Genomic DNA, 24,334 nt, shown 5'->3' on the forward strand with positions numbered 1-24,334 from the left:
TTCCATAATAATTGTTGCTTAAAAGTGAATTTGAACGTATTGTAAAAATAAGCAGTGAAAATAAATGTTTTTTTCATGGCGAAATTGTGAACTTTTAAAAACAATAGTACATGAGAAAGTAAACGCTTTCTTTTAGTTGAAAGGGGAATATGCAATGGAAATCTTTAAGTACATGGAAAAGTATGATTATGAACAACTCGTTTTTTGTCAGGACAAGGAATCGGGCTTAAAGGCAATAATTGCAATCCATGATACGACGTTAGGACCAGCACTCGGTGGTTCACGTATGTGGACGTATGCATCTGAGGGAGATGCAATTGAGGATGCATTGCGACTAGCGCGCGGTATGACTTATAAAAATGCAGCAGCAGGCTTAAATTTGGGCGGTGGAAAAACAGTTATTATCGGTGATCCATTCAAGGATAAAAACGAAGAAATGTTCCGTGCATTAGGTCGTTTTATCCAAGGCTTAAACGGTCGCTATATTACAGCGGAGGATGTAGGTACAACAGTAACTGACATGGATTTAATTCATGAGGAAACAAATTATGTAACAGGCATTTCGCCAGCATTTGGTTCATCAGGTAACCCGTCTCCTGTAACAGCATATGGTGTGTATTTAGGCATCAGAGCAGCCGCAAAGGAAGCGTTTGGCACAGATGTGCTTGAAGGGCGTACAATTGCCGTACAAGGGCTAGGAAATGTAGCGTACACATTATGTGAGTATTTACATAAAGACGGTGTAAAATTAGTTGTAACAGATATTAATAAAGCAGCGGTTGAGCGTGTTGTAGAAGCATTTGGCGCGACAGCGGTTGACCCAGCGGATATTTATAAACAAGATGTAGATATTTTTGCACCATGTGCACTTGGTGCTATTATTAATGATGAGACGATTCCACAATTGAAGGCGAAAGTAATCGCTGGCTCAGCAAATAACCAGCTACAAGAATCGCGCCATGGTCAAATTTTACATGAAAAAGGTATCGTTTATGCACCTGATTATGTAATTAATGCGGGCGGAGTTATCAACGTAGCAGACGAGCTATATGGTTACAATCGTGATCGTGCAATGAAGCGAGTGGAAACGATTTATGATAGCATCGCAAAAATTTTAACAATTTCAAAAGAACAAGATGTACCGACATACTTAGCTGCGAATAAGCTAGCAGAAGATCGCATTGCGCGTGTTGCAAAGTCTCGTAGTCAGTTTTTACGTAATGAAAAAAACATTTTAAATGGTCGCTAGGCATGTAAAGGCTAAAAGGAGGTAAAGACAATCTTTGCTTCCTTTTTTGTAAAGAAGGGGGATGTTTTCATGGCACATGAATACGATGTTGTTATTTTAGGTGGAGGAACAGGCGGCTATGTTGCCGCAATTCGCGCAGCACAGCTCGGTTTAAAAACAGCAGTTGTCGAAAAGGCAAAGCTTGGTGGCACTTGCTTACATAAAGGCTGCATTCCAAGTAAAGCCTTGTTAAGAAGTGCTGAAGTTTACCGTACTGCAAAAGATGGTGAAGCGTTTGGTGTGGAAGTAGATGGCGTAAAATTGCAATTTGAACAAGTGCAAAATCGCAAAAATACCATTATTAAAACATTACATGCTGGTATTGAAGGCTTAATGAAAAAAGGGAAAATAGACGTTTACTATGGCACAGGTCGCATATTAGGTCCTTCTATATTTTCTCCGATGCCTGGAACAATTTCAGTTGAGTTAGCGGATGGTGGCGAAAATGAAATGCTTGTGCCAACAAATGTCATTATCGCGACAGGTTCAAAACCAGCTACGTTGGAAGGGATTCCTGTTGACGGAGAACGTATATTAAATTCTGACCATGCATTAGAGCTTGAAGCATTACCTTCTTCTATATTAATAGTAGGCGGTGGCGTTATCGGTATTGAATGGGCATCGATGCTTTGCGACTTCGGTGTTGATGTAACTGTTTTGGAGTACGGGGAGCGTATTTTACCGACAGAGGATGCAGATATTGCGAAAGAAATGACGAAAGCGTTAACGAAGCGCGGTGTTCGCATCATTGTGAATGCTCGTATGCAGACGGACACATTAGCAGTTGATCAAGAAGTATCAATTGCGGTTACTTCTGGTGACTCGACGGAAACATATAGCGCTGAAAAAATGCTTGTTAGCGTAGGCCGTACAGCGAATACGGAAGGAATCGGCTTAGAAAATACAGAAATCGTGAAAGAGCGCTCTTATATTCAAGTGAACGACAACTATCAAACGAAGGAGAGCCATATTTACGCGATTGGTGATGCGATTGGTGGTATGCAGCTTGCACATGTTGCTTCACATGAAGGAATTATTGCTGTGGAACATATTGCAGGACATAAAACAGAGGAGATTCACTATGCGAACGTGGCGCGTTGTATTTATTCTTATCCAGAAGCATCCAGTGTTGGCTTAACAGAAGCACAGGCTAAAGAGCAAGGTTTCGACGTGAAAGTGGCGAAGTTTCCATTTAAAGCAATCGGTAAAGCGTTAGTGCATGGAGATGCGGAAGGCTTTGTGAAAATGATTGCGGATAGTCAAACAAATGATTTATTAGGCGTTCACATGATTGGGCCACACGTAACAGATATGATTTCAGAATCAGCACTTGCACTACTTCTTGATGCAAGCCCGTGGGAAATTGCGCAAACGATTCACCCACACCCATCATTAAGTGAAATTATTGGTGAAGCGGCATTAGCGATAGAAGGGCGAGCAATTCACTTCTAATTTGAAAAAATAGATTCATATAAATAAAGAAGATAGACTTAAACACGAAGCTACGAAAGGGGATGTTCGTATGTTAAAACACGAAGACCTTGGATTAACGAATGAAGATGTACTGAAAATGTATGAAACGATGCTACTTGCAAGACGTATTGATGAGCGCATGTGGCTATTAAACCGTGCTGGAAAAATACCTTTTGTTATTTCTTGTCAAGGGCAAGAGGCGGCGCAAGTTGGCGCAGCATTTGCTTTAGATAATGAGAAAGACTATATTGCGCCGTATTATCGCGATATGGGTGTTGTACTACATTTCGGTATGACAGCGAAAGATTTAATGCTATCAGCTTTTGCGAAGGCTGAAGACCCGAACTCTGGTGGTCGTCAAATGCCAGGGCATTTTGGACAAAAGAAAAATCGTATTTTAACAGGCTCTTCACCAGTAACAACACAAGTTCCACACGCGGTAGGGGTGGCGCTTGCAGGCAAGATTCAAGCGCAAGATTTTATCACATTTGTAACGCTAGGAGAAGGCTCATCCAACCAAGGAGATTTCCATGAAGGAGCTAACTTTGCAGGCGTGCACAAGCTACCTGTTATTATTATGGTCGAAAACAATCAATATGCGATTTCTGTACCAGTTGAGCGTCAGTTAGGCTGTGCCAAAGTATCGGATCGTGGTATTGGTTATGGAATGCCGGGCGTAACAGTGGATGGGAAAAATCCGCTTGAAGTGTATAAAGTGATTAAAGAGGCGGCAGATCGTGCAAGACGCGGTGAAGGACCAAGCTTAATTGAAGCGGTGACATATCGCTTAACAGCGCACTCTTCAGATGATGATGATCGCCAATATCGTACAGCGGAAGATATCGCGGAAGGCAAGGCAAATGATCCATTGCTATTATTCGAAAACTACTTGCTTGAAGCTGGTGTCGCAACAGTGGAAACATTTGAGGAGCTGAATGCGAAAATTGCTGCAATTGTCAATGAAGCAACTGATTACGCAGAGGCAGCACCGTACGCGAAGCCAGAGGATGCATTGAAATATGTTTATGCTGAGGAGGGTGACGAATAATGGCTGTGATTTCTTATATTGATGCAATTAATTTAGCAATGAAAGAAGAGATGGAACGCGATGAGCGCGTCTTCGTTTTAGGGGAGGACGTTGGGCGTAAAGGTGGCGTATTTAAAGCGACATCCGGACTTTACAATCAATTTGGAGAATATCGAGTTTTAGATACACCTTTAGCGGAAAGTGCGATTGCAGGTGTAGCAATTGGTGCAGCGATGTATGGTATGCGTCCAATTGCCGAAATGCAATTTGCTGATTTCATTATGCCTGCTGTCAACCAAATTGTGTCAGAGGCAGCGAAAATTCGCTATCGCTCGAACAACGACTGGACATGTCCTTTAGTTGTGCGTGCACCATTTGGTGGAGGAATTCATGGTGCACTTTACCATTCACAATCAGTAGAAGCGCTATTTGCAGGAACACCTGGCTTGAAAATCGTCATTCCTTCTACACCATATGATGCGAAAGGCTTATTAAAAGCAGCGATTCGTGATGAAGACCCCGTGTTATTTTTCGAGCATAAACGTGCTTACCGTTTAATTAAAGGTGAAGTGCCGACAGATGATTATACATTGCCAATTGGAAAAGCAGATGTTAAACGTGAAGGTGATGACATAACGGTGATTACTTATGGCTTAGCAGTCCATTTTGCGTTGCAGGCTGCAGAGCGTTTAGCAGCAGATGGCATTCAAGCACATATTTTAGATTTACGTACAGTATATCCATTAGATAAAGAAGCGATTATCGAAGCGGCACGTAAAACAGGTAAAGTGTTGCTTGTGACAGAAGATAATAAAGAGGGCAGCATTATGAGCGAAGTGTCAGCAATTATCGCAGAGCACTGCTTATTTGAGTTAGATGCACCGATTAAGCGTTTAGCTGGACCAGACGTACCAGCGATGCCTTACGCACCAACAATGGAAAAATTCTTTATGATTAATCCTGATAAAGTTGAGCAAGCAATGCGTGAGCTTGCTGCATTTTAAGGAGGGGTAACAATGGCTATTCAAAATATCGTAATGCCGCAGTTAGGCGAGAGTGTAACAGAAGGAACAATCGAGCGTTGGCTTGTAAAGCCAGGCGATAAAGTGAATAAATATGATCCTTTAGCAGAAGTAAACACGGATAAAGTAAATGCTGAAATTCCGTCTTCATTTGAGGGAATTGTTGGTGAGCTGATCGCCAGTGAAGGAGAAACTTTACCTGTAGGTGCAATCGTTTGTACAATTGAAGTAGAAGGGGCAGTAGGAGAACCACCAGCAGAAAAAAAATCAAATGTAAGTGCAGCGATTTTAAATGCAGGTGTCCAGCATAAAGAGGAGCCCCAAGCTCAGCCAGCTACGCAGCAAGTAGCGGCAAAAGCACCGCGCGACAAAGCGCGTTATTCACCAGCTGTTTTAACATTAGCAGCAGAGCATAATATCGATTTAACATTAGTCGAAGGTAGTGGTGTAGGCGGCCGCATTACACGTAAAGATATACAAGCAATTATTGCTTCAGGTCAAATTCCGACAGCACCAGCACAGTCAGTGGAAGTACCTGTAGTGGAACAAGCATCAGCTCCACAAGCAGTGCAGCAACCTGTACAAGCTCCTTCAGCCCCAGCCGTTCCAACTGCTGCTGGCGATGTAGAAATTCCAGTAACAGCTGTACGTCGTGCGATTGCGAACAATATGTTACGCAGCAAGCATGAAGTGCCGCATGCGTGGATGATGATGGAAGTGGACGTAACGAATTTAGTAGCGTACCGCGACTCGCTTAAAAATGAATTTAAGCGTAATGAAGGCTTTAATTTAACATATTTCGCCTTCTTTATGAAAGCAATTAGCCAAGCATTAAAAGAATTCCCAATGATGAATTCGATGTGGGCTGGCGATAAAATCATTCAGAAAAAAGACATTAACTTATCGATTGCTGTCGCAACAGAGGATGCGTTATTCGTTCCTGTCATTAAAAATGTTGACGAAAAATCAGTTAAAGGCATCGCGCGTGAAATTCACGAATTGTCTCAGCTTGTACGCACAGGAAAATTGCGTTCAGAGCATATGCAAGGTGGCACATTTACAGTGAATAATACAGGTTCATTCGGCTCGGTTCAGTCGATGGGCATTATCAATTATCCACAAGCCGCTATTTTGCAGGTGGAAGCAATTGTGAAAAGACCCGTAATTATGGAAGGGAATATGTTTGCTGCACGTGATATGGTGAATTTATGTTTATCATTAGATCACAGAGTTTTAGATGGACTAGTTTGCGGTAAATTTCTGAATAGAGTAAAAGAAATACTCGAAAATGTTAATAAAGAGACGATGTCAGTCTACTGACATCTGCTAGAAAGCCCGTCATGACGGGCTTTCTTTAATTTTTTCTCTTTATTGTTAGCGTTTTCTCATGTAATATATGAAGTAGTAAAGTGAAACTGCAATCATTGGAAATTTTCTTCATCCCACTGATTGCTAGTTGAACCAATCGGGCTTTTACGGACAGTTGTCACCCATCCAGCCCTTTTGTGTTTAGGGGTGTTCTGTATCTAGCGCTTCGCTCTCGATACAGAATGGAGTTACTGTCCGTTAATGTGGGATAAAAGGTAAAGGGGGAAGCTGATAAGCGACCATATGGCGACAAATATGAAAGAGATCGAGTTTGCATCAGCTAGTTACGAACAATGGCAGGAGCAGGCAATAAAAGCGTTAAAAGGAAAGCCGTTTGAATCTTTATTCACAAAAACGGTGGAAGGTATTACGCTAGAGCCACTTTATACAGAAACAACATTAATTGAAAAATTAGGTGAGCAGCTAGAAAAACAAGTGGCAACTATTCGTACGATGAAAGCGACAGATTCCTTTGAAATTGCCCAGCAAATTTATGGCGATACGGCTGAACAATTTTTAGCGAATTTACAGGATAGTTTAGCACGTGGTAATGAAGTGCTGACAATTGATAGTCGTGTTGCATTTGAATGGGATGAGTCGATTTTAACGAGCTTAGCAGATTTTATTACAGAATATACGTTTAAGTTTATTGTCGAAAATGGCAATGATCCATTAATGCAAGTATTTGCAAAAATTGCTGACGATAAAAAACAGGCTGTGACGGGCTTTATCATTGCAAGAGAGGCACTTGAACTAGCTGATTTCCCAAATATTCGTACAGCACATAGCAATACAGTGAAATACCATAATGACGGGGCAAATGCCGTACAGGAGCTAGCGATTGCGTTAGCACAGGCGAGCGACTTGGCTAAAGTATCAACTAGCTACGAAGCTTTTGCGCAAAAGTTCTTCGTTAGCTTTGCCATTGATACACAGTTCTTTATGGAAATAGCGAAAATTCGTGCATTTAAAGTGCTTTGGAAAGCGTTTTCGAAAGGACTAGGTGCAGAGGCAATCGCTGTACCAGTCGTAGCCGAAACATCTGTCCGTAGCTTTTCTAAGCTAGATGTTTATGTGAATTTGCTACGTGCAGGCAACGAGGCATTTGCTGGTATTATTGGCGGTGTCGATGTCTTTACAGTCCATCCGCATGATGTTTTAACAAAGCCAACAGAGCAATCGGTCCGTATTGCACGTAACGTATTGCTAGTCGCAAACGAAGAGTCGCATGTCTTAAATGTTGTAGACCCTTCAGGCGGCTCCTATTTTATCGAATCATTGACAGCCGATTTAGTGAAGGAAGCATGGCAGTTGTTTTTGAGTATTGAAACAGCTGGTGGTTTAGCAGCATACGATATGGATGCGAAAATCACAGACGTCTATCAGACGCGTATTCAACAAGTAGAAACACGCAAAGCATCATTAATTGGTACGAATATTTATGCAAACCCTGCTGATGAGATGGCAGTGGAGTGCAATGAGCAGTTTGTCGATGTAAAACGTCTAGCCATCCCATTTGAAAAAGTAAGAGAAAGCTATGCGCAGCAAAAGGCGAAAATGGCGATTTTAACATTTGGTGAATTGAAAAACTTTAAACCGCGCGCTGATTTTGTCGCTGGCTTTTTCGCAACAGCCGGTATCACGATGGAACAGTCTGGTGCGCTTGCAACGCTTGAAGAAGCTGAGCGTTGGCTGGAGACGGCACAATATGATTATATCGTTGTTGCGGCAACGGATGATGATGCGTTGCAATTAGTACCAGCTTTATTAAAGGTGAAGCAAGAACAGCAACTACTAGATGTCGCAGGCAAATTTAAAGAGCAAGAGCAGGCGTGGCGAGCAGCTGGGTTAAATGGCTTTATTTTTGCTGGCCAAAACATTATTGAAAAGCTAAATGCGGTGATGGCAAGCTTAAAGGAGGTACAAGGATGAACGCTAACTTTAAAGAGGTTGTCATCGAGGATGTGCTAGCAACCGAAGGGCTACAAGCGACAAGTACATTTATGACAAATGAAGGCATTGAAGTGAAAAATGTTTATACAGGGGATGATACGAAAGACACGAAGCATTTACAGGACGTGGCAGGTATCGCACCGAATACAAGAGGTCCTTACCCAACAATGTATGTCGCACGCCCTTGGACAGTGCGACAATATGCGGGCTTCTCGACGGCTGAGGAATCGAACGCCTTTTATCGACGCAATTTAGCGATGGGGCAAAAAGGTTTATCTGTAGCATTCGATTTAGCAACACACCGCGGTTATGATTCTGACCATCCACGTGTAACAGGGGATGTTGGAAAAGCAGGGGTAGCCATTGACTCTGTGGAGGATGCAAAAATTTTGTTTGACGGTATTCCGTTAGATCAAATGTCCGTATCGATGACGATGAACGGAGCGGTTCTACCTGTCCTTGCCTTTTATATCGTCGCAGCCGAAGAACAAGGCGTGAAGCCAGAGCAGCTTGCAGGGACGATTCAAAATGATATTTTAAAGGAATACATGGTGCGTAATACCTATATTTATCCACCAGCAATGTCGATGAAAATTATTGCGGATATTTTTGAATATACAGCGAAATTTATGCCGAAATTTAACTCGATTTCGATTTCGGGCTACCACATTCAAGAAGCTGGCGCAACAAATGATATCGAGCTTGCTTATACATTGGCAGATGGCTTGGAGTATGTACGAACAGGCTTAAAAGCAGGTATTGATATCGACGCCTTTGCACCGCGTCTATCGTTCTTCTGGGCAATCGGGATGAACTACTATATGGAAATTGCAAAAATGCGTGCAGCACGCCGTATTTGGGCACAAATGATGTCGACATTCAATCCGAAAAATGCTAAATCATTAGCGCTGCGTACCCATTCACAAACATCAGGCTGGTCATTAACAGAGCAAGATCCATTTAATAATGTGACGCGTACATTAATCGAAGCAAATGCTGCAGCAATGGGGCATACGCAATCATTGCATACAAATGCACTCGATGAGGCGATTGCTTTACCAACAGATTTCTCAGCACGTATCGCGCGTAATACACAGCTCTTTTTACAGGAAGAAACGGGCATGACGAAAGTAATTGATCCATGGGGTGGCTCTTACTATGTAGAGAAGTTAACAGAGGAGTTAACGGAAAAGGCATGGGCCTTAATTGAGGAAATTGAAGAGCTTGGAGGCATGGCGAAGGCGATTGACACAGGCTTGCCAAAAATGAAGGTGGAAGAAGCTGCGGCGAAACGTCAAGCGAAAATTGACTCGAAAACAGAAACGATTGTTGGTGTTAATAAATATCGTTTAGCTGAGGAAGAGCCAATCGACATTTTAGATATTGATAACGCGGTCGTGCGCGAACAGCAAATTGAGCGCTTGGAAAAAATGAAAGCAAGCCGTAATGAAGAGGAAGTCCAAAAGCATTTAGCTCGTTTAACAAAGGCGGCACAAACAGGCGAGGAAAACTTGCTAGCAGTTGCTGTTGATGCAGCGCGTGCGCGTGCATCGCTAGGCGAAATTTCAGATGCTATTGAAAAGGTGGCTAGTCGTCATAAAGCGATTATTCGTTCGATTTCAGGCGTTTATTCTGCCAACTTCTCAGATGAAGAGCAAATTAATGAAGTGAAGCAAATGACGGAAGAATTCCTTGAAAATGAAGGACGTCGCCCACGTATTTTAGTGGCAAAAATGGGGCAGGACGGCCATGATCGCGGTGCGAAGGTCATTGCGACAGGCTATGCGGACTTAGGCTTCGATGTCGATATTTCACCATTATTTATGACGCCTGAGGAAACAGCGCAAATGGCAGTCGAAAACGATGTGCACTGTGTTGGCGTATCCTCTTTAGCAGCAGGACATAAAACGCTTGTGCCAGCGCTAGTAGGCGAGTTAAAAAAGCTAGGGCGTGAGGATATTATCGTCATTTGTGGTGGCGTGATTCCAGCGCAAGATTATGAATACCTTTATGAAGCAGGCGCAGTTGCGATTTTCGGTCCAGGTACAGTGATTCCAGTTTCCGCACAAAAAATTATTGAGGAAATTTATAAGCAACTAGGCTACGAGGAAGTGGCAGAGTAATGGACAAACGCTTGGAGCAACAAAGTGCACTATTTGTCATGGACGGTGTGAAAGGTGGTCATGATGGCATGAATTATGGCACGCCAAAAAAATTCCGCAAGAAACAGCAAAATACACTTGATGTTGCCACATTGGCAAGTGAGGTGCGAGCGGGTAATCGCATCTCCTTATCAAAGGCGATTACGCTCATCGAAAGCTCGAATGCCGAGCATAAGCAGCAAGCGCAAAGCTTATTACAGGAATTGCTACCACATACGGGAAACAGTATACGCATCGGTATTACTGGAGTACCAGGTGCTGGCAAAAGCTCCTTTATTGAGGCGTTTGGCTCAATGCTATGTGAACTAGGCAAAAAGGTTGCCGTTTTAGCGATTGACCCAAGCTCGTCCATTTCAGGAGGCAGTATTTTAGGTGATAAAACGAGGATGGAGGAGCTCGTGCGCAAGCCGAACGCCTTCGTCCGTCCATCACCTAGCGCTGGCACATTGGGTGGCGTTCATAAAAAGACGCGTGAAACGATGCTCGTTTGTGAGGCAGCAGGCTATGATGTCATTTTGATTGAAACGGTCGGGGTTGGACAAAGCGAAACGTATGTGCGCGGCATGGTCGATTTCTTCTTGCTCCTTGTGTTAACAGGAGCAGGTGACGAGCTGCAAGGTATGAAAAAGGGCATTATGGAGCTAGCTGACGGTATTATTGTTCATAAAAGTGATGGAGATAATATTCGTCCAGCTCGAAAAACCGTGCAGGAGTATAAGCAAATTTTACATTTTTTACAGCCAGCAACACCAGGCTGGATGAGCACAGCGCTTGCTGTTTCTTCACATGAGAAAACAGGTTTGCAGGAAACATGGGAAATGATTCGAGCGTTTCAAGAAAAGGTTTATGCTTCGAATTATTGGATGATTCGTCGCCATAAGCAAACGCGCGATTGGTTCCATGCAATGATTACAGACCATTTGCTCGATTCCTTCTATCAAAATACTGATAATAAAATGCAAGTAAGTAGGCTGGAGGAAGCGATTTTACAAGGGCAGTTAACGGTGACACAAGGTGTCAATAAATTATTTGAAAAATAAATAGGCATATGGAAAATCAGTTCTTTGCATATCGTGAATTGTCTTGCTATTATGAAATAGTATGAAAGGAGCGAATACAATTATGAACATGGATTACGATTTATTTATGCAGCAAATTACGACGACAGCTCGTGCAGAAATGGAAGCAGCAGGCTATGAACAATTACGTACACCTGAAGAGGTAGAAGCGGCATTGGCTCGTCAAGGTACAACACTTGTCATGGTGAACTCAGTATGTGGTTGCGCAGGCGGTATTGCACGTCCAGCAGCAACGCAGGCAGTTCATTATGATAAACGTCCAGACTATTTAGTGACGGTGTTTGCAGGGCAAGATAAAGAGGCAACAGCAGCAGCTCGCTATCACTTCGGTGAAGACCATCTGCCATCATCACCATCCTTTGTTTTATTAAAGGATGGGCAAGTTGTAGCAGAAGTGGGACGCTATGAAATTGAAGGGCATGACCCAATGTCTGTTGTGTTAAATTTACAAGGTAATTTCGAAGAATACTGTGAAGAAGTGTAAGTAAAAACGCGTAAAATAACCATTTTACGAATAATTTACACAAATGAAAATAGGCTGTTCATAAAGGGCAGCCTCCATTTTCCTAAAGAATAGGAGCTTCTTAGTATGAAGAAATTTTCAATTGGCTACCGCACGCTGAAAACGGCTGTTGGTGCAGCACTTGCTATCGCAATCGCCCACTTTTTCGATTTACAATTTTATACGGCAGCAGGTATTTTAACAATTTTATGTATCCAGCCAACAAAGAGAAAATCGGTGCATGCTGTTTATACAAGATTTGTTGCTAGTATAATAGGGATGCTATTAGCATGGCTCTGTTTTGAGCTGATTAGCTACAACCCCATTATGCTAGGATTGATGTTCATTATTTTTCTTCCTTTACTCGTATCATTTCACATTACAGCAGGCTTCGTATCGAGTGCTGTCATTGTTTTGCATATTTATTCAGCAGGGCATTTTTCATGGGAGCTGTTACAAAATGAAATTTATTTAATGCTGATTGGTTACGGTGTAGGGCTAGCAGTGAATATGTATATGCCAGATATTCAGCCGAAGCTAGATGCGTACCGTCTACAAATTGAGGCATATTACCAAAAGATATTTTCTGAAATTGCGCAATATTTAAGGAATGGGGACACATTATGGGATGGTCATGAGCTTATTGAAGCAGCCGAGGTCATAAATAAAGCGAAGGCGCTTGCTTTCCAAGATGTTGAAAACCACTTAGCGCGCAAAAGTAATTCATACTATGTATATTTTGATATGCGAGAGCAGCAGCTAGAAATTATCGAGCGAATTTTACCGAAAATTACTGCATTACCTGTTATAGTACAACAAGCGGAAATAGTGGCTGTTTTTATGGAGGATTTAAGCGAGCATGTTCACTCGGGAAATACAGCGAGCCACTTCATTGAAAAGCTTGGTGTAGTCAAAGCGAGATTTGCGGAGATGCCTTTACCGACAGATCACCAAACATTTTTAGCGATGGCAGCATTGTATCAATGTATTGAGGAAATGGACAATTATTTAGCGATTAAACAGTCGTTCGCAGGCTTGCACAAATAAAAAGAGGATGCTATCAAAGCACCCAATTTACATAATAGCGGCTACACCCATAGCAATTGTTGAAACTAACATAATAATCACCATTGAGTAAACAACGATTTTTTGGAATTTTTTATTGCTCATTCTGATTCGCTCCTTCAGTATATCTGTATTTAGTTTATCAAATCTTTCAAAATTCTCAAGTATAATTAATGAAGAGGGTGGAATATTTCAATGAAAAAAGTAGATCATATCGGAATTGCTGTGAAAAACATGGAGGAGCGTATCTCTTATTACACAGAAACACTCGGCTTAACTTTATTGAAAATAGAAGAGGTTGCCTCTCAAAAAGTGAAAGTTGCTTTTATCGATGCAGGTAATGTCAAACTCGAGCTTCTAGCACCGATGAGTGAAGAAAGCACGATTCATAGCTTTATTGAAAAGCGCGGCGAAGGCATTCATCATATCGCATTTGGTGTAACAGATATTCGTGAGCGTATGGCGGAGCTAAAAGAGAAGGGTGTTCGCCTTTTATCAGAGGAGCCTGGACCAGGTGCTGGTGGCGCGGAAGTTGCCTTTTTACACCCGAAAGATTCATTCGGTGTGCTTTATGAATTATGTGATAAAAGTGGAAAAGGGGAAGTATGATGACAACAACAATTGATATGTTTGATAAAATCCATGAACTATATGATCGCAAAAGCGCTATTGAATTAGGCGGAGGCGATGCACGTATTGAGAAGCAGCACGAAAAAGGCAAATTAACTGCTCGCGAGCGCATTGAGCTATTGGTAGATGAAGGAACATTCGTTGAAATAAATCCATTTATTACACATCGTACAATCGACTTTGGTATGGCGAGCTTAGAAGGGCCTGGTGATGGGGTTGTCACAGGCTTCGGAAAAATTAACGGGCGCAATGTTTATTTATTCGCACAAGATTTTACGGTGTTCGGTGGAGCACTCGGTGAAATGCACGCCAAAAAAATCGCAGCTGTCATGGACTTAGCGGCGAAAAATGGCACACCTTTTATCGGCATTAACGATTCTGGTGGTGCGCGTATTCAAGAAGGCGTTCTGTCATTAGATGGCTATGGTCATATTTTCTACCGCAACTCGATTTATTCAGGCGTTATTCCGCAAATTTCTGTTATTATGGGACCTTGTGCGGGTGGTGCGGTTTATTCACCAGCGATTACAGACTTTATTTTAATGGTGGATAAAACATCACAAATGTTTATTACAGGACCAAAAGTGATTGAAACAGTAACAGGTGAAAAAATTTCATCTGAAGGCTTAGGTGGCTCAAAGGTGCATAATACGATTAGCGGCAACGCCCATTTCCGCGCACCAAATGAGGAAGAAGCAATTAAGCAAATTCAACAATTATTAAGCTACTTACCGCAAAACAACAAGGAAAAATCGCCGAAAGTGGCATATACAGCAGGGGACGAGTACCGTTCAGAGCTAGTGGATGTTGTACCAATCGACCAAACGAAATCCTATGATGTACGTAAAGTAGTAGAGCTAGTTGTCGATGAGGGCTCATTTATGGAAGTGCAAAAGGAATTCGCAAAAAATGTCGTTGTCGGCTTTGCGCGCATTGCAGGTGAATCAGTTGGCTTAGTATGTAACCAGCCAAAGTTTTTAGCTGGCGGTTTAGATATTGATTCATCCGATAAATTAGCACGCTTCGTTCGTACTTGTGATGCTTACAACGTACCTGTTATTACATTTGAGGACGTATCAGGCTTCTTCCCAGGCGTTAAGCAGGAGCATGGTGGGATTATTCGCCACGGTGCGAAAATTTTATATGCATACTCAGAAGCAACAGTGCCAAAAATTACTGTGATCTTACGTAAAGCATATGGCGGTGCCTACGTTGCATTAAACTCAAAAGCGATTGGGGCAGACCTTGTATTCTCATGGCCAAATGCTGAAATCGCTGTAATGGGTGCAGCAGGTGCAGCAAATATTATCCATGCAGGCGAAATCGCGAAATCGAGCGACCCAGAGGCGACGCGCGCAGCGAAAATCGAAGAATATAAAGAGAAATTCGCCAATCCGTATGTAGCGGCATCTCGCGGTATGGTAGATGATGTCATCGACCCACGTGAAACGCGTATTAAGCTTATTCAAGCGTTAGATATGCTATCAACAAAGCACGAAGATCGTCCATTTAAAAAGCACGGGAATATTCCGTTGTAGTGCAGCAGCTGTCTGAAAAGGAGAATAACTTTTCAGGCAGCTGTTTTTTGCCCATCTACAAAATATACCATATTAGATTTCGCCTAATTAAATAATTTAATAGTCGATTAAATGCTTTCGAATATAAGTATGATAAAATTAAAAAAGGAGGGATGGAAATGGTGTGGCAACAATTACAGCAACAATATACAGACTATCAACTGCGCTTATTGGCGATTGAAAAGTTAGTGAAGCAAAAGCAAGCAATCGAGCAGCAGATGCGTCGAGCACAACGTGAAATTGAAGGCTATGAGGCGCAATTAATCGATGCGAGAAAGCAATTAAATAAGTTGGATCAATTTTCCTTTATTCAGCTCTTCCAAAAATGGACGGGAAAATATGATGAAATATTGGAAGAGCAATTTGGCGTTGTGGCAACGAAGGAATTAAAATTAATTGAAAGCCAGTTAATGCATGAAGATTTACAGCATGATTTAAACGCTTTATCCGATAAATTACAGGCGGCAGATGAACAAGCGATTTTGCGACAAGTAGAAAAGGTAATGAGGCAAAAAGAGCTTTGGTTAATGCAGCATGCGCCTAAGCAGGCTGCAAAATTAAATGATTTGCTTGAGCAGGAGTTACATATCAAACAATTGAAAAAGGAAATTGTTGAGGCGCAGGAGGCTGGTAAAGAGGCGAGGCGCGCTTTAATGGATGCGGTTGAAAAATTAGTAAAGGCTAAAAATTATTCAACATGGGATACATTTTTAGGGGGTGGCTTAATTGCCACAGCGATGAAGCATGAAAAGTTAAATTACTCAGAGGCTTATATTCATAAGGCACAAATGGCCTTACAACGCTTTCATAATGAGCTCTTGGATGTGCAAAATATGCAGCATAAAGCATTTACAGTTGAAGTTGATGGCTTCGTTAAATTTGCCGATTATTTCTTCGATGATATTTTTTCAGCTTGGTCGATTCATTCGAAAATTGCCACAGCCATTGAGCAATTATCACGTGTGCAAGACGATGTTGCCAATACGCAGTTAATGCTTGAAAATAAGCTAGAATACCTGCTTGAAAAAGAAAAGAATATTGCGCAACAACGCGAGATTATTTTTTCAACGGAAGATGAATCATTGTTTTTCTGAAACGAGCAACGTACAATAATATTAGTGTGAATTTTCAATAATAACCTACATAACAAGGAGTTTTCAACTATGAACAGTCGTTTAGTAAATGAATTTTTAGAGTTAGTGCAAATTGATTCTGAAACGAAACATGAGGAAAAAATTGCACCTATTTTAGTAGAGAAGTTACAGGAGCTTGGTTTTGATGTTTTTCAAGATGATGCACATACACGCAACGGTCATGGCGCAGGTAATATTATTGCGACATTGCAAGGCACTGTAGACGTAGAGCCAATTTATTTTACATGTCATATGGATACGGTCGTACCAGGTGCTGGCATTCGTCCTGAAGTACGCGCAGATGGCTATATTTATTCAGATGGTACGACGATTTTAGGAGCGGATGATAAAGCGGGTATTGCGGCATTATTTGAAATGATTCGTCGCTTAAAGGAAGAAAACATAGCGCATGGTACGATTCAGTTTATTATTACAGCAGGCGAGGAAAGTGGCTTAGTTGGTGCAAAGGAGCTAAATCCTGAGCATATCATTGCTAAATATGGCTTTGCTGTTGACAGCAGTGGTAAAGTTGGTGAAATCGTTACAGCTGCACCATTTCAAGCAAAGGTACATGCAAAAATTATCGGTAAATCGGCGCATGCTGGTGTAGCACCAGAAAAAGGAATTTCAGCGATTACGATTGCAGCAAAAGCCGTAGCACAAATGAAGCTAGGTCGCTTAGACTTTGAAACAACAGCGAATATCGGGCGTTTCGAAGGCGGGAAGGCAACGAATATCGTTTGTGATGAAGTATATATTTTGGCGGAGGCACGCTCTATCGTAGAAGAGAAATTAAATGCACAAACAGCACATATGAAGGAAACATTTGAGCGTGTTGCAGCGGAATTAGGTGGTCGTGCAGAAGTAGAGGTGCTGTTAATGTACCCAGGCTTCCGCGTAACGGAGGACGATAAAGTTGTACAAGTAGCAACAGCCGCAGTGCGAGCGATTGGTGAGGAGCCAACACTATTTGCATCTGGCGGCGGGAGCGATGCCAACGTGATTGCAGGATTCGGCATCCCAACTGTCAATTTTGCAGTTGGCTATGAGGAAATTCATACGATTAATGAGCGAATGCCCATTTCTGAATTAGAGAAGCTAGCAAATCTATTAGTAGAAGTCGTGAAACAAACAGCGAAATAAGGGAGGGCAAACAATGGATTTTCGTAAATCAGTCGTTTTTGGCTGTGGCAATGAAGAATATGCAGCACCTGTGGGTCAAGTTGTATCAATTGAAAAGTTGGAGCATATCACACCCATTCCACATTTGCCAAACTATTTACTAGGCTTCACAAGAATTCGAGGCGAATTAATACCCGTTATTGATTTTCAACGAATTTTATATGATAAGCCGAGCACAGGTGATTTAGTACGTATGATTGTATTGAATACAGATGTTGTCAATTACGGGCTTGTCGTAACAGATGCAAAGGAAATTTTAGATTTTAGCGACAATGAATTACAGCAAATTGGCTTAGTGAATTATGCCAAAACAAAATATTTCACAGCTGTCGCCAACCTAGAGGATCGAATGATTACATGTGTTGACCCGAAAATTTTAGTGGATTCCTTAGAAGGTATTCGCGAAATCATCGCATACATGCATAAAATGCTTGAAAACGACAAAGAAAATTAGTTCATAAACAAAAGCTGATGCGTCTCGCATTAGCTTTTTGTTGTTGGGGAATTTAGCGGGTGCAGATAGGTTAAAGAGAAGCGCAGATATCTAGAGAAAAGCACAGATAAATCATGAGAACCGCAGATATCTTGAGGAAACCGCAGATAACATCATCAAAACACAAGTAATCGATAAGAGGATGTCGCTAACTAAAATTTCGCCTTGTCCTAAAGCAAATAATTGAAACTTTTTTATGTTTTAGGCTGTATAAAAGGTATGAAAACAATAGAGAAAGTGGTGGGAAACATGTTAACAAAACCGTATCGGCCAAAAATAAATTTCCCTAAATCAATGACGGAGAAAATTGCAGATATTATAGGAATCGCGGCTATATTATTTTCAATTTTATTCATTGCGATGAATTGGGCGAGCTTACCTGCACAAGTGCCAATGCATTTTAACGGAGCTGGTGAAATTGATCGTTGGGGCTCTAAATATGAAATGCTTATTTTACCAGCTATAGGGATTGCTTTGTTTATTATATTGCAAATCGTAGAAAAAAAGCCGCATTTGCATAATTATCCTGAACGTATAAATGAATCGAATGTAGAGCAGTTTTATAAAGCGAGCAAAAAAATAATAAACTACACGAAAAATATATGTAGTATTATATTTGCTTATATTGCATATGAAATTGTCACAATTGCGCAAGAAGAGAAGTTACTACTGGGTTCAGCCACTTTAATTGTGCTACTCGCCTTGCTTTTTCTTATTATAATTGTTGGTGTCGTAAAAATGATGAAAATTAAATAAATGATGAAAAGGAGCTATTTTGGAAAGGGCATTATCTTTCCAAATATGCTCCTGTTTTTAGTTTGATTGACCGAATCCATCTATTCTTACAAGCCCGTGTATTTTCTATCATTTAATAAGCTGACTAGATTTTTCATTATTTCAAAGTTTTTTACGCATGCCTTTTTTGATAGCTGGTTTGCTTTAATCAATGGAGACGGATAACCTCGATAAGCAATCAACGAAAAGAGCGCGTTTTGGAAAAAGGTTAATCAAAACACGCTCTAAATATTTTCAGTTGACTCATTCTTTTATAAAAAAATTTGCTTATCCCGTATTAACAGCCTGTAAAAACCCGATTGGTGAAACTACCAATCAGTGGAGGATGAGGAAAACCCCCACTGATTGAAGGTTCACTTTATTTTTTGTTGCTCCACAATTGTTGAATTAAAATAGATGCTTTGCAGAAAGAAATTAACCATAGCCATTCATCCCAACTAGAGCGTCTCATCCAATTTCTGAATCTTTGCGTGGGAAATTAAATATACATTGCCTAAAATGTCGATTTTGTCTCCCTTTACACGTACAGCACAATCTTTGTTCGACGCATAAATATTCATTTCTTCCGATAAGGGAGACAGTTCGTCTTGAACCAATGCCATATTATTTTCAAGATCAAAATGAGACAGGACGGAAAAATTGTCAAGGCCGATTCCTTCGTAAACAGAGCTTATTTCAACTTGATAGCCAAGGTTTTTCGAGCATACCCATTTAGCTGACATGTTGATTGCACCAGCGCTTGCCCCCATCACAACGGCTTTGCTTTTTTTTATCAAATCCGACAATTCATATTCCATTAAAAACGCATTTTGTTTAGGCGTATTTCCACCTAACAAGAAAATGACTGAGGCATTTTGAATTAAGGTTTGGGCATCTTCCTTCTGTATGCCATAATTAATTAAATGATATTCATCAAATATAATGCCAGCTTGGTCAAGCCACGAACGCTCAGTTGCACCATCATCTTCATAAAAAAATGGATTTGAGCTAACCATCACAAGGGATTTTTTATCAGTTATATCCTCCTGTAGCACTCTGCCCAGATTTTCTGGGAAAAAATTATTAAACCAGCCTAAATAATAGTGAGTTTTCATCAGTACCCCCGTAGTAAAGTATAAATAATATGAATTACCTGTGTTACTCATTCTTTTTACAATACTCTCGATATAGTCTATTTTAGGTAAAATATGAAATGTATTATGATGCAATCTTAGCATATTTTTTCTAAACAAAATAACTTTATTTTAAATGGTACATCTTTTTTACAAACGGTAGGGCTTTATTGCAAATCTTCAATTGGGACATTTGCACACATTTTTGCATAGCATATGGCGAGCTTATCTTGATTCAGCAATGTTTTTTGTGCGAAAGCGAAGCGTCAGCAGCAATGTTTTCTGTGCGAAAGCGAAGCGTCAGCAGCAATGTTTTCTGTGCGAAAGCGAAGCATCAGCAACAATGTTTTTGTTACCAGAACGCAGTAGCAGTAGTAAATCTTTTCTAGCATGAGTAAATGCTCTTGATATCGAAAGCGAAGCGTCAGATACCTTCACTATAATTGGTATCTAAACAAGCGCTGAATCAACTAAAGTCTGTGGTGGATGTTATAGGCTTTGAAGAAAATGTCTGTACGAAGCAGATCAGTTAATGTGACAGGTTTTAGGTTAACTTCTACTTAAGAAGCAAGTTCGAAAAAAGAGTTAGCCGAGATTATTTAGAGGGGGTAAAAAAATGTATTATAACGGCTATTATTATGCACAAACGCCAATGCAGCAACAACCGTTTCACCCAATGTTACCGCAACATCCTATGCTGCCGAATTTTCCGTGGCCTTGGCCGCCACAGGATGACAGTACGTCATTAAGGGATCATGGAAGGCATCCATATGTCACCAATTTACGTCAGGTGACAATGCGCAATCGAGCATTTCGTAGAACGATTTGGACGGGAAGCCGCTTACAAACAACTGTTATGAGTATTCCAGTTGGTGGGGATATCGGCATGGAGCGTCATCCAACAACAGATCAATTTTTCTATATTGAAGAGGGGCAAGGCTTTGTGCGCATAGGGGATCGGAGAGATCGTGCAGAGATTGAGCGTGTTGTAAATCCGGGTGATGCTATTTTTGTACCAGCAGGAAAATGGCATAATATCGTCAATATTGCGCATCGACCATTGAAGTTATTTTCTATTTACGCCCCACCAGAACATCGTTTTGGCACGGTAAATGAACAGAAAACATGAATCCTTTTAGCACCTTTTTTCGTATAGATAATTAAAGGAAGGTGCTTGTAATGGAACAAATACTTCAACAATTTGAACAAAACTATAAAAAAATTGAAAAGCTTGCAGGATGGGCTGTTGGAAAGCCAATCATTTTATTAATGGCATCGTACTATACAGCGAGGCAGCAAGAGGTTAACATCGATGAATTGCAAGAAGCGATTGCGGTAATCAAACAAGAAACGGGCTTCTTTTCCACATTGCGCACAAATGTTTTAATACAGTATGTTTATGCGATGCAACTTGCGGGTGAGAGCGATAAAAAAGAAGCGATTCATGAATTATTAAGTAACGCTGAGATTTTGCGTAAAGTAAAATTCGCGAATATATCGTACACAACGATTGCCGCGCTATTTTTAACGGGTGAAAATAAAGAGCAGCAGGCACAACGAGCACAGCTAATTTATCAGGAAATGCGGAAAAAGCATAAATTTTTAACTTCCTATGATGATGTGCCAATTGCAGTATTATTTGCATTAGATGATGTGGATATTGAGTTGCGTGTTCAAACAATGCGTCGTTATTATGATGAGTTAAAGGCAGAAAAATTTACACAAGGAAATGAGCTACAAGCATTGTCGCAAATTTTAACAACGGTAAGCATTGACTATAATGAACAAATCGTACCTTATATTGTCGCGATTAAACAGCAGTTAGAGCAAGCCAAAATTAAAGTGCGTTCAGCGTTTTATGTGCAGCTTGGTTTTTTAGTATTAGCGAAAATTAACGATGAGCAATTGCAGCAGGTGATTGAGCTATATGAGCTGTTTGAAAGTCAAAAATATTTAAAATGGTATAAAAATCAAGCGTTCAGCATTGCCGTTCAGCAATATTTACCAAAACGTTCGCTTGACGCAAACGAATTATTATCGGTCGTTTCGATGGAGTTGTTGCTTCAAATGCAATATGCCATTATGGCAACGACTACGGTGGTTGCAGTGAGTACATCTTCTAGTAGTGATTAATCAAGCAATCAGAAAAGTACGCTTTTCTGATTGCTCTTTGCGTTTTATGTTATAAAAATAAATTTCAAATAGACCTCTTTTTAAGAATAACTGTTCGTATTTTTTATTTTTGCGTATAATAGAGAAAAGGGAGGTGTGGCACATGGCGAGTCGTGTTATTGTCCATATTGATATGAATTGTTTTTACGCTTCTGTTGAGCAAGTTTTTGACGTAAGCTTAAAGGGTAAGCCCATTGCGATTGCTGGGAATCCGAAAGAGCGGCGCGGTATTATTATTACATGTTCTTATGAGGCACGCGCCTTTGGAGTGAAAACGACGATGACGGTGTATGAGGCAAAAAAGCTATGTCCAGAGCTGCTTATTTTGCCACCAGATTTTGAGCGCTATCGCCACGCCTCCAAGCAGTTTTTTAAACTTTTACGCGAATATACGGAGCTTGTCGAGCCAGTTTCTATTGACGAAAGCTATATGGATATTAGTGAATTATCTACGAAGCGTCATGCGATGGAAATTGTTGAAGAAATTCAGCAGCGCATATATACAGAGCTACAGCTACCTTGCTCACTCGGTGTTGCGCCCAATAAATTTTTAGCCAAAACAGCTTCTGACATGAAAAAACCAATGGGTATCACGGTTTTACGCAAGCGTGATGTGCCAGAAAAGCTGTGGCCATTGCCTGTTATTGCAATGCATGGCGTCGGGAAAAAAACAGCAAATAAGCTTGCGACGATTGGTGTGACAACGATTGAGCAGCTTGCAAAAGTAGAGTCACATAAAGTTCGCCAATTACTGGGGATTAATGGTGAACGTTTAAAGGAAAAGGCAAATGGAGAGGATCGACGCGAAGTTGACCCAAATTCAATTTATGATACAAAAAGTGTTGGCAATTCTACCACTTTGCCACGCGATGAAACAGATTATGAAGCGTTACAGCTCATCATCCAAAAATTAAGTGCAAAAGTAGCAGAGCGTTTAAAAGCGAAGCGGCTTGCGGGAACAACCGTGACTGTTTATATTCGTGATGCGGATTGGCATAATCAAACAAGGAGTAAATCCTTAAAAAACGCGATTGTAGGTGAAGCCGAAATTTTCGAAATCGCGTGGTCTTTATTTACAAAGCATTGGGATGATGCTCCTGTTCGCTTGCTTGGTGTCACTGTATCCAATGTGACAGACCAACAACATATTACACAGCAACTTGGTTTATTTGATTATGAGGAACAAATTAAGGATGAGCCGATTGTTGAACTGATGCAGCAACTTGAGCGAAAGTTTGGCAAAGAGGTTATCAAGCGTGGCATCGCAGCACCCACACAAGGGAAATATCAAGCGAATACAAGCTTTAGCAAAGACTTTTTAGATGATTTGAAAGAATAGGGGGAGCGCTATATGGAACTGCATTTTTTAGGAACAGGCGCGGGTATGCCTTCAAAGGAGCGCAACACGAGCGCAATTGCTTTGAAATTGCTAGAGGAACGCGGCACAATATGGCTATTCGATTGCGGTGAGGCAACGCAACATCAAATCCTTCACACGTCGATTAAACCGCGTAAAATCGAGAAAATATTTATTACACATTTGCATGGTGACCATGTCTTTGGCTTACCAGGGCTTCTTAGCTCTCGCTCTTTTTTAGGGGGAGAGGATACATTAACCATTTATGGTCCAGCAGGCTTAAAAAGTTGGATTGAGGCCACACTTGCCCTGACAGGGACGCACTTAACGTATCCAATTGACTATGTAGAAGTAACAGAAGGCATTGTTTTTGAGGACGAGCAATTGGTTGTGAGAGCAATGCCATTGGCGCATGTCATCACATGCTACGGCTATCGTATCGAGCAAAAGCCATTGCTTGGCGAATTGTTAGTGGAAAAAGCACTTGCACTTGGTGTGCCTAAAGGTCCATTGCTTGGGAAATTAAAGCAGGGTCATGATGTCGTGCTTGAGACAGGAGAAACAATTTATAGTGCGAATGTGACAGCCCCTGTAAAGGAAGGCTTTGTTGTGACGATTTTAGGTGATACAAAGCTATGTGATAATGCCATTCGCCTAGCAGAAAAGGCAGATATTGTTGTGCATGAAGCCACATTTGATGCCGAGACAGCGCACTTGGCTGCGAGCTATGGGCATGCGACAAATGTAGAGGCAGCGACGGTTGCAAAAGAGGCACATGCTAAAAATTTAATATTGAATCATATAAGCGCGCGATTTTTGCCAAATGATATAGCCAAGTTGTTACAGCAAGCACGCGCTGTATTTCCATCTACGTATATCGCAAATGATTATGCACAATTTGAATTGAGAAATAAGGAGTTTAAGCATTTGGAATGAGTGAGAAA

Annotated in this window: 22 protein-coding genes; 20 read left to right on the forward strand and 2 right to left on the reverse strand. The window is 41.1% G+C overall.

Annotated features, from left to right (window positions below; all coding sequences use genetic code 11):
• Positions 1-154 precede the first annotated feature (154 nt).
• The 10 genes from C9J34_RS03990 to C9J34_RS04035 all read left to right on the forward strand — a co-directional run bounded on the left by C9J34_RS03990 (position 155) and on the right by C9J34_RS04035 (position 12,921).
• Entirely contained in the window at positions 155-1,249 is a 1,095-nt protein-coding gene (locus C9J34_RS03990; RefSeq protein WP_107838571.1) for a Glu/Leu/Phe/Val family dehydrogenase, read from the forward strand.
• Between the two features lie 69 nt (positions 1,250-1,318).
• On the forward strand, positions 1,319-2,740 hold the full coding sequence (gene lpdA, locus C9J34_RS03995) for a dihydrolipoyl dehydrogenase (protein WP_107838572.1): 1,422 nt from the start codon (positions 1,319-1,321) through the stop codon (positions 2,738-2,740).
• Between the two features lie 70 nt (positions 2,741-2,810).
• Complete coding sequence (locus C9J34_RS04000; RefSeq protein ID WP_107838573.1) at positions 2,811-3,809, forward strand: thiamine pyrophosphate-dependent dehydrogenase E1 component subunit alpha; 999 nt, start codon at positions 2,811-2,813, stop codon at positions 3,807-3,809.
• Entirely contained in the window at positions 3,809-4,792 is a 984-nt protein-coding gene (locus C9J34_RS04005) for an alpha-ketoacid dehydrogenase subunit beta (RefSeq protein ID WP_107838574.1), read from the forward strand. The genes C9J34_RS04000 and C9J34_RS04005 overlap by 1 nt, the downstream gene beginning before the upstream one ends.
• A 12-nt stretch (positions 4,793-4,804) precedes the next feature.
• Complete coding sequence (locus tag C9J34_RS04010) at positions 4,805-6,130, forward strand: dihydrolipoamide acetyltransferase family protein (protein ID WP_107838575.1); 1,326 nt, start codon at positions 4,805-4,807, stop codon at positions 6,128-6,130.
• A gap of 303 nt (positions 6,131-6,433) precedes the next feature.
• Positions 6,434-8,110, forward strand: coding sequence for a methylmalonyl-CoA mutase family protein (locus tag C9J34_RS04015; protein WP_238600563.1), 1,677 nt, complete (start codon positions 6,434-6,436; stop codon positions 8,108-8,110).
• Positions 8,107-10,254 carry a methylmalonyl-CoA mutase gene (gene scpA / locus C9J34_RS04020; RefSeq protein WP_107838577.1) on the forward strand — a complete coding sequence of 716 codons (2,148 nt, stop codon included), beginning with the start codon at positions 8,107-8,109 and terminating at the stop codon, positions 10,252-10,254. The genes C9J34_RS04015 and scpA overlap by 4 nt, the downstream gene beginning before the upstream one ends.
• A complete protein-coding gene (meaB, locus tag C9J34_RS04025) occupies positions 10,254-11,333 on the forward strand; it encodes a methylmalonyl Co-A mutase-associated GTPase MeaB (RefSeq protein ID WP_107838578.1) in 1,080 nt (359 codons plus the stop codon). Before scpA ends, meaB begins: the two co-directional genes overlap by 1 nt.
• 82 nt (positions 11,334-11,415) lie before the next feature.
• Positions 11,416-11,856, forward strand: coding sequence for a BrxA/BrxB family bacilliredoxin (locus C9J34_RS04030; protein WP_107838579.1), 441 nt, complete (start codon positions 11,416-11,418; stop codon positions 11,854-11,856).
• Between the two features lie 105 nt (positions 11,857-11,961).
• On the forward strand, positions 11,962-12,921 hold the full coding sequence (locus C9J34_RS04035; protein ID WP_107838580.1) for an aromatic acid exporter family protein: 960 nt from the start codon (positions 11,962-11,964) through the stop codon (positions 12,919-12,921).
• Positions 12,922-12,948: 27 nt separating this feature from the next.
• Here C9J34_RS04035 and prli42 read toward each other — a convergent pair whose 3' ends face one another.
• Positions 12,949-13,044 (reverse strand): stressosome-associated protein Prli42, encoded by a 96-nt coding sequence (prli42, locus tag C9J34_RS21685; RefSeq protein WP_153062605.1) that lies wholly within the window; start codon positions 13,042-13,044, stop codon positions 12,949-12,951.
• 90 nt (positions 13,045-13,134) lie between these two features.
• Between prli42 and mce the strand changes: the two genes are divergently transcribed.
• The 6 genes from mce (at position 13,135) to C9J34_RS04065 (ending at position 18,710) form a co-directional block, all read left to right on the forward strand.
• The gene (gene mce, locus C9J34_RS04040) at positions 13,135-13,548 is read left to right on the forward strand and encodes a methylmalonyl-CoA epimerase (protein WP_107838581.1); all 414 of its coding nucleotides are present in this window, start codon (positions 13,135-13,137) and stop codon (positions 13,546-13,548) included.
• Complete coding sequence (locus C9J34_RS04045) at positions 13,545-15,107, forward strand: acyl-CoA carboxylase subunit beta (RefSeq protein WP_420799116.1); 1,563 nt, start codon at positions 13,545-13,547, stop codon at positions 15,105-15,107. Before mce ends, C9J34_RS04045 begins: the two co-directional genes overlap by 4 nt.
• A 158-nt stretch (positions 15,108-15,265) precedes the next feature.
• Positions 15,266-16,240, forward strand: coding sequence for a hypothetical protein (locus tag C9J34_RS04050; RefSeq protein WP_107838582.1), 975 nt, complete (start codon positions 15,266-15,268; stop codon positions 16,238-16,240).
• 69 nt (positions 16,241-16,309) lie between these two features.
• Positions 16,310-17,422 (forward strand): M20/M25/M40 family metallo-hydrolase, encoded by a 1,113-nt coding sequence (locus C9J34_RS04055; RefSeq protein ID WP_107838583.1) that lies wholly within the window; start codon positions 16,310-16,312, stop codon positions 17,420-17,422.
• A 13-nt stretch (positions 17,423-17,435) separates the two neighbouring features.
• Positions 17,436-17,915, forward strand: coding sequence for a chemotaxis protein CheW (locus tag C9J34_RS04060; RefSeq protein WP_107838584.1), 480 nt, complete (start codon positions 17,436-17,438; stop codon positions 17,913-17,915).
• Between the two features lie 288 nt (positions 17,916-18,203).
• Positions 18,204-18,710, forward strand: a complete 507-nt coding sequence (locus C9J34_RS04065) for a DUF1648 domain-containing protein (RefSeq protein WP_193768882.1) — start codon at positions 18,204-18,206, stop codon at positions 18,708-18,710.
• A gap of 476 nt (positions 18,711-19,186) precedes the next feature.
• On the opposite strand, the gene C9J34_RS04075 is transcribed toward C9J34_RS04065, so the two are convergent.
• Positions 19,187-19,843, reverse strand: coding sequence for a Type 1 glutamine amidotransferase-like domain-containing protein (locus C9J34_RS04075; RefSeq protein WP_107838587.1), 657 nt, complete (start codon positions 19,841-19,843; stop codon positions 19,187-19,189).
• A 634-nt stretch (positions 19,844-20,477) separates the two neighbouring features.
• Between C9J34_RS04075 and C9J34_RS04080 the strand changes: the two genes are divergently transcribed.
• The 4 genes from C9J34_RS04080 (at position 20,478) to rnz (ending at position 24,326) form a co-directional block, all read left to right on the forward strand.
• Complete coding sequence (locus C9J34_RS04080) at positions 20,478-20,990, forward strand: cupin domain-containing protein (protein ID WP_202973677.1); 513 nt, start codon at positions 20,478-20,480, stop codon at positions 20,988-20,990.
• Between the two features lie 50 nt (positions 20,991-21,040).
• Entirely contained in the window at positions 21,041-21,994 is a 954-nt protein-coding gene (locus tag C9J34_RS04085) for a DUF4003 family protein (protein WP_107838588.1), read from the forward strand.
• 142 nt (positions 21,995-22,136) lie between these two features.
• Positions 22,137-23,372 carry a DNA polymerase IV gene (locus tag C9J34_RS04090; RefSeq protein WP_107838589.1) on the forward strand — a complete coding sequence of 412 codons (1,236 nt, stop codon included), beginning with the start codon at positions 22,137-22,139 and terminating at the stop codon, positions 23,370-23,372.
• Between the two features lie 12 nt (positions 23,373-23,384).
• A complete protein-coding gene (gene rnz, locus C9J34_RS04095; RefSeq protein WP_107838590.1) occupies positions 23,385-24,326 on the forward strand; it encodes a ribonuclease Z in 942 nt (313 codons plus the stop codon).
• Positions 24,327-24,334 lie beyond the last annotated feature (8 nt).

The sequence above is a fragment of the Metasolibacillus meyeri genome (genome assembly GCF_003049505.1).
GTDB lineage: Bacteria > Bacillota > Bacilli > Bacillales_A > Planococcaceae > Metasolibacillus > Metasolibacillus meyeri.

Excerpts from the sequence above, each read along its gene's own strand:
- C9J34_RS03990 (WP_107838571.1), top strand. The coding sequence starts at position 155 with ATGGAAATCTTTAAGTACATGGAAAAGTATGATTATGAACAACTCGTT.
- lpdA (WP_107838572.1), top strand. The coding sequence starts at position 1,319 with ATGGCACATGAATACGATGTTGTTATTTTAGGTGGAGGAACAGGCGGC.
- C9J34_RS04000 (WP_107838573.1), top strand. The coding sequence starts at position 2,811 with ATGTTAAAACACGAAGACCTTGGATTAACGAATGAAGATGTACTGAAA.
- C9J34_RS04005 (WP_107838574.1), top strand. The coding sequence starts at position 3,809 with ATGGCTGTGATTTCTTATATTGATGCAATTAATTTAGCAATGAAAGAA.
- C9J34_RS04010 (WP_107838575.1), top strand. The coding sequence starts at position 4,805 with ATGGCTATTCAAAATATCGTAATGCCGCAGTTAGGCGAGAGTGTAACA.
- C9J34_RS04015 (WP_238600563.1), top strand. The coding sequence starts at position 6,434 with ATGAAAGAGATCGAGTTTGCATCAGCTAGTTACGAACAATGGCAGGAG.
- scpA (WP_107838577.1), top strand. The coding sequence starts at position 8,107 with ATGAACGCTAACTTTAAAGAGGTTGTCATCGAGGATGTGCTAGCAACC.
- meaB (WP_107838578.1), top strand. The coding sequence starts at position 10,254 with ATGGACAAACGCTTGGAGCAACAAAGTGCACTATTTGTCATGGACGGT.
- C9J34_RS04030 (WP_107838579.1), top strand. The coding sequence starts at position 11,416 with ATGAACATGGATTACGATTTATTTATGCAGCAAATTACGACGACAGCT.
- C9J34_RS04035 (WP_107838580.1), top strand. The coding sequence starts at position 11,962 with ATGAAGAAATTTTCAATTGGCTACCGCACGCTGAAAACGGCTGTTGGT.
- prli42 (WP_153062605.1), bottom strand. The coding sequence starts at position 13,044 with ATGAGCAATAAAAAATTCCAAAAAATCGTTGTTTACTCAATGGTGATT.
- mce (WP_107838581.1), top strand. The coding sequence starts at position 13,135 with ATGAAAAAAGTAGATCATATCGGAATTGCTGTGAAAAACATGGAGGAG.
- C9J34_RS04045 (WP_420799116.1), top strand. The coding sequence starts at position 13,545 with ATGATGACAACAACAATTGATATGTTTGATAAAATCCATGAACTATAT.
- C9J34_RS04050 (WP_107838582.1), top strand. The coding sequence starts at position 15,266 with ATGGTGTGGCAACAATTACAGCAACAATATACAGACTATCAACTGCGC.
- C9J34_RS04055 (WP_107838583.1), top strand. The coding sequence starts at position 16,310 with ATGAACAGTCGTTTAGTAAATGAATTTTTAGAGTTAGTGCAAATTGAT.
- C9J34_RS04060 (WP_107838584.1), top strand. The coding sequence starts at position 17,436 with ATGGATTTTCGTAAATCAGTCGTTTTTGGCTGTGGCAATGAAGAATAT.
- C9J34_RS04065 (WP_193768882.1), top strand. The coding sequence starts at position 18,204 with ATGTTAACAAAACCGTATCGGCCAAAAATAAATTTCCCTAAATCAATG.
- C9J34_RS04075 (WP_107838587.1), bottom strand. The coding sequence starts at position 19,843 with ATGAAAACTCACTATTATTTAGGCTGGTTTAATAATTTTTTCCCAGAA.
- C9J34_RS04080 (WP_202973677.1), top strand. The coding sequence starts at position 20,478 with ATGTATTATAACGGCTATTATTATGCACAAACGCCAATGCAGCAACAA.
- C9J34_RS04085 (WP_107838588.1), top strand. The coding sequence starts at position 21,041 with ATGGAACAAATACTTCAACAATTTGAACAAAACTATAAAAAAATTGAA.
- C9J34_RS04090 (WP_107838589.1), top strand. The coding sequence starts at position 22,137 with ATGGCGAGTCGTGTTATTGTCCATATTGATATGAATTGTTTTTACGCT.
- rnz (WP_107838590.1), top strand. The coding sequence starts at position 23,385 with ATGGAACTGCATTTTTTAGGAACAGGCGCGGGTATGCCTTCAAAGGAG.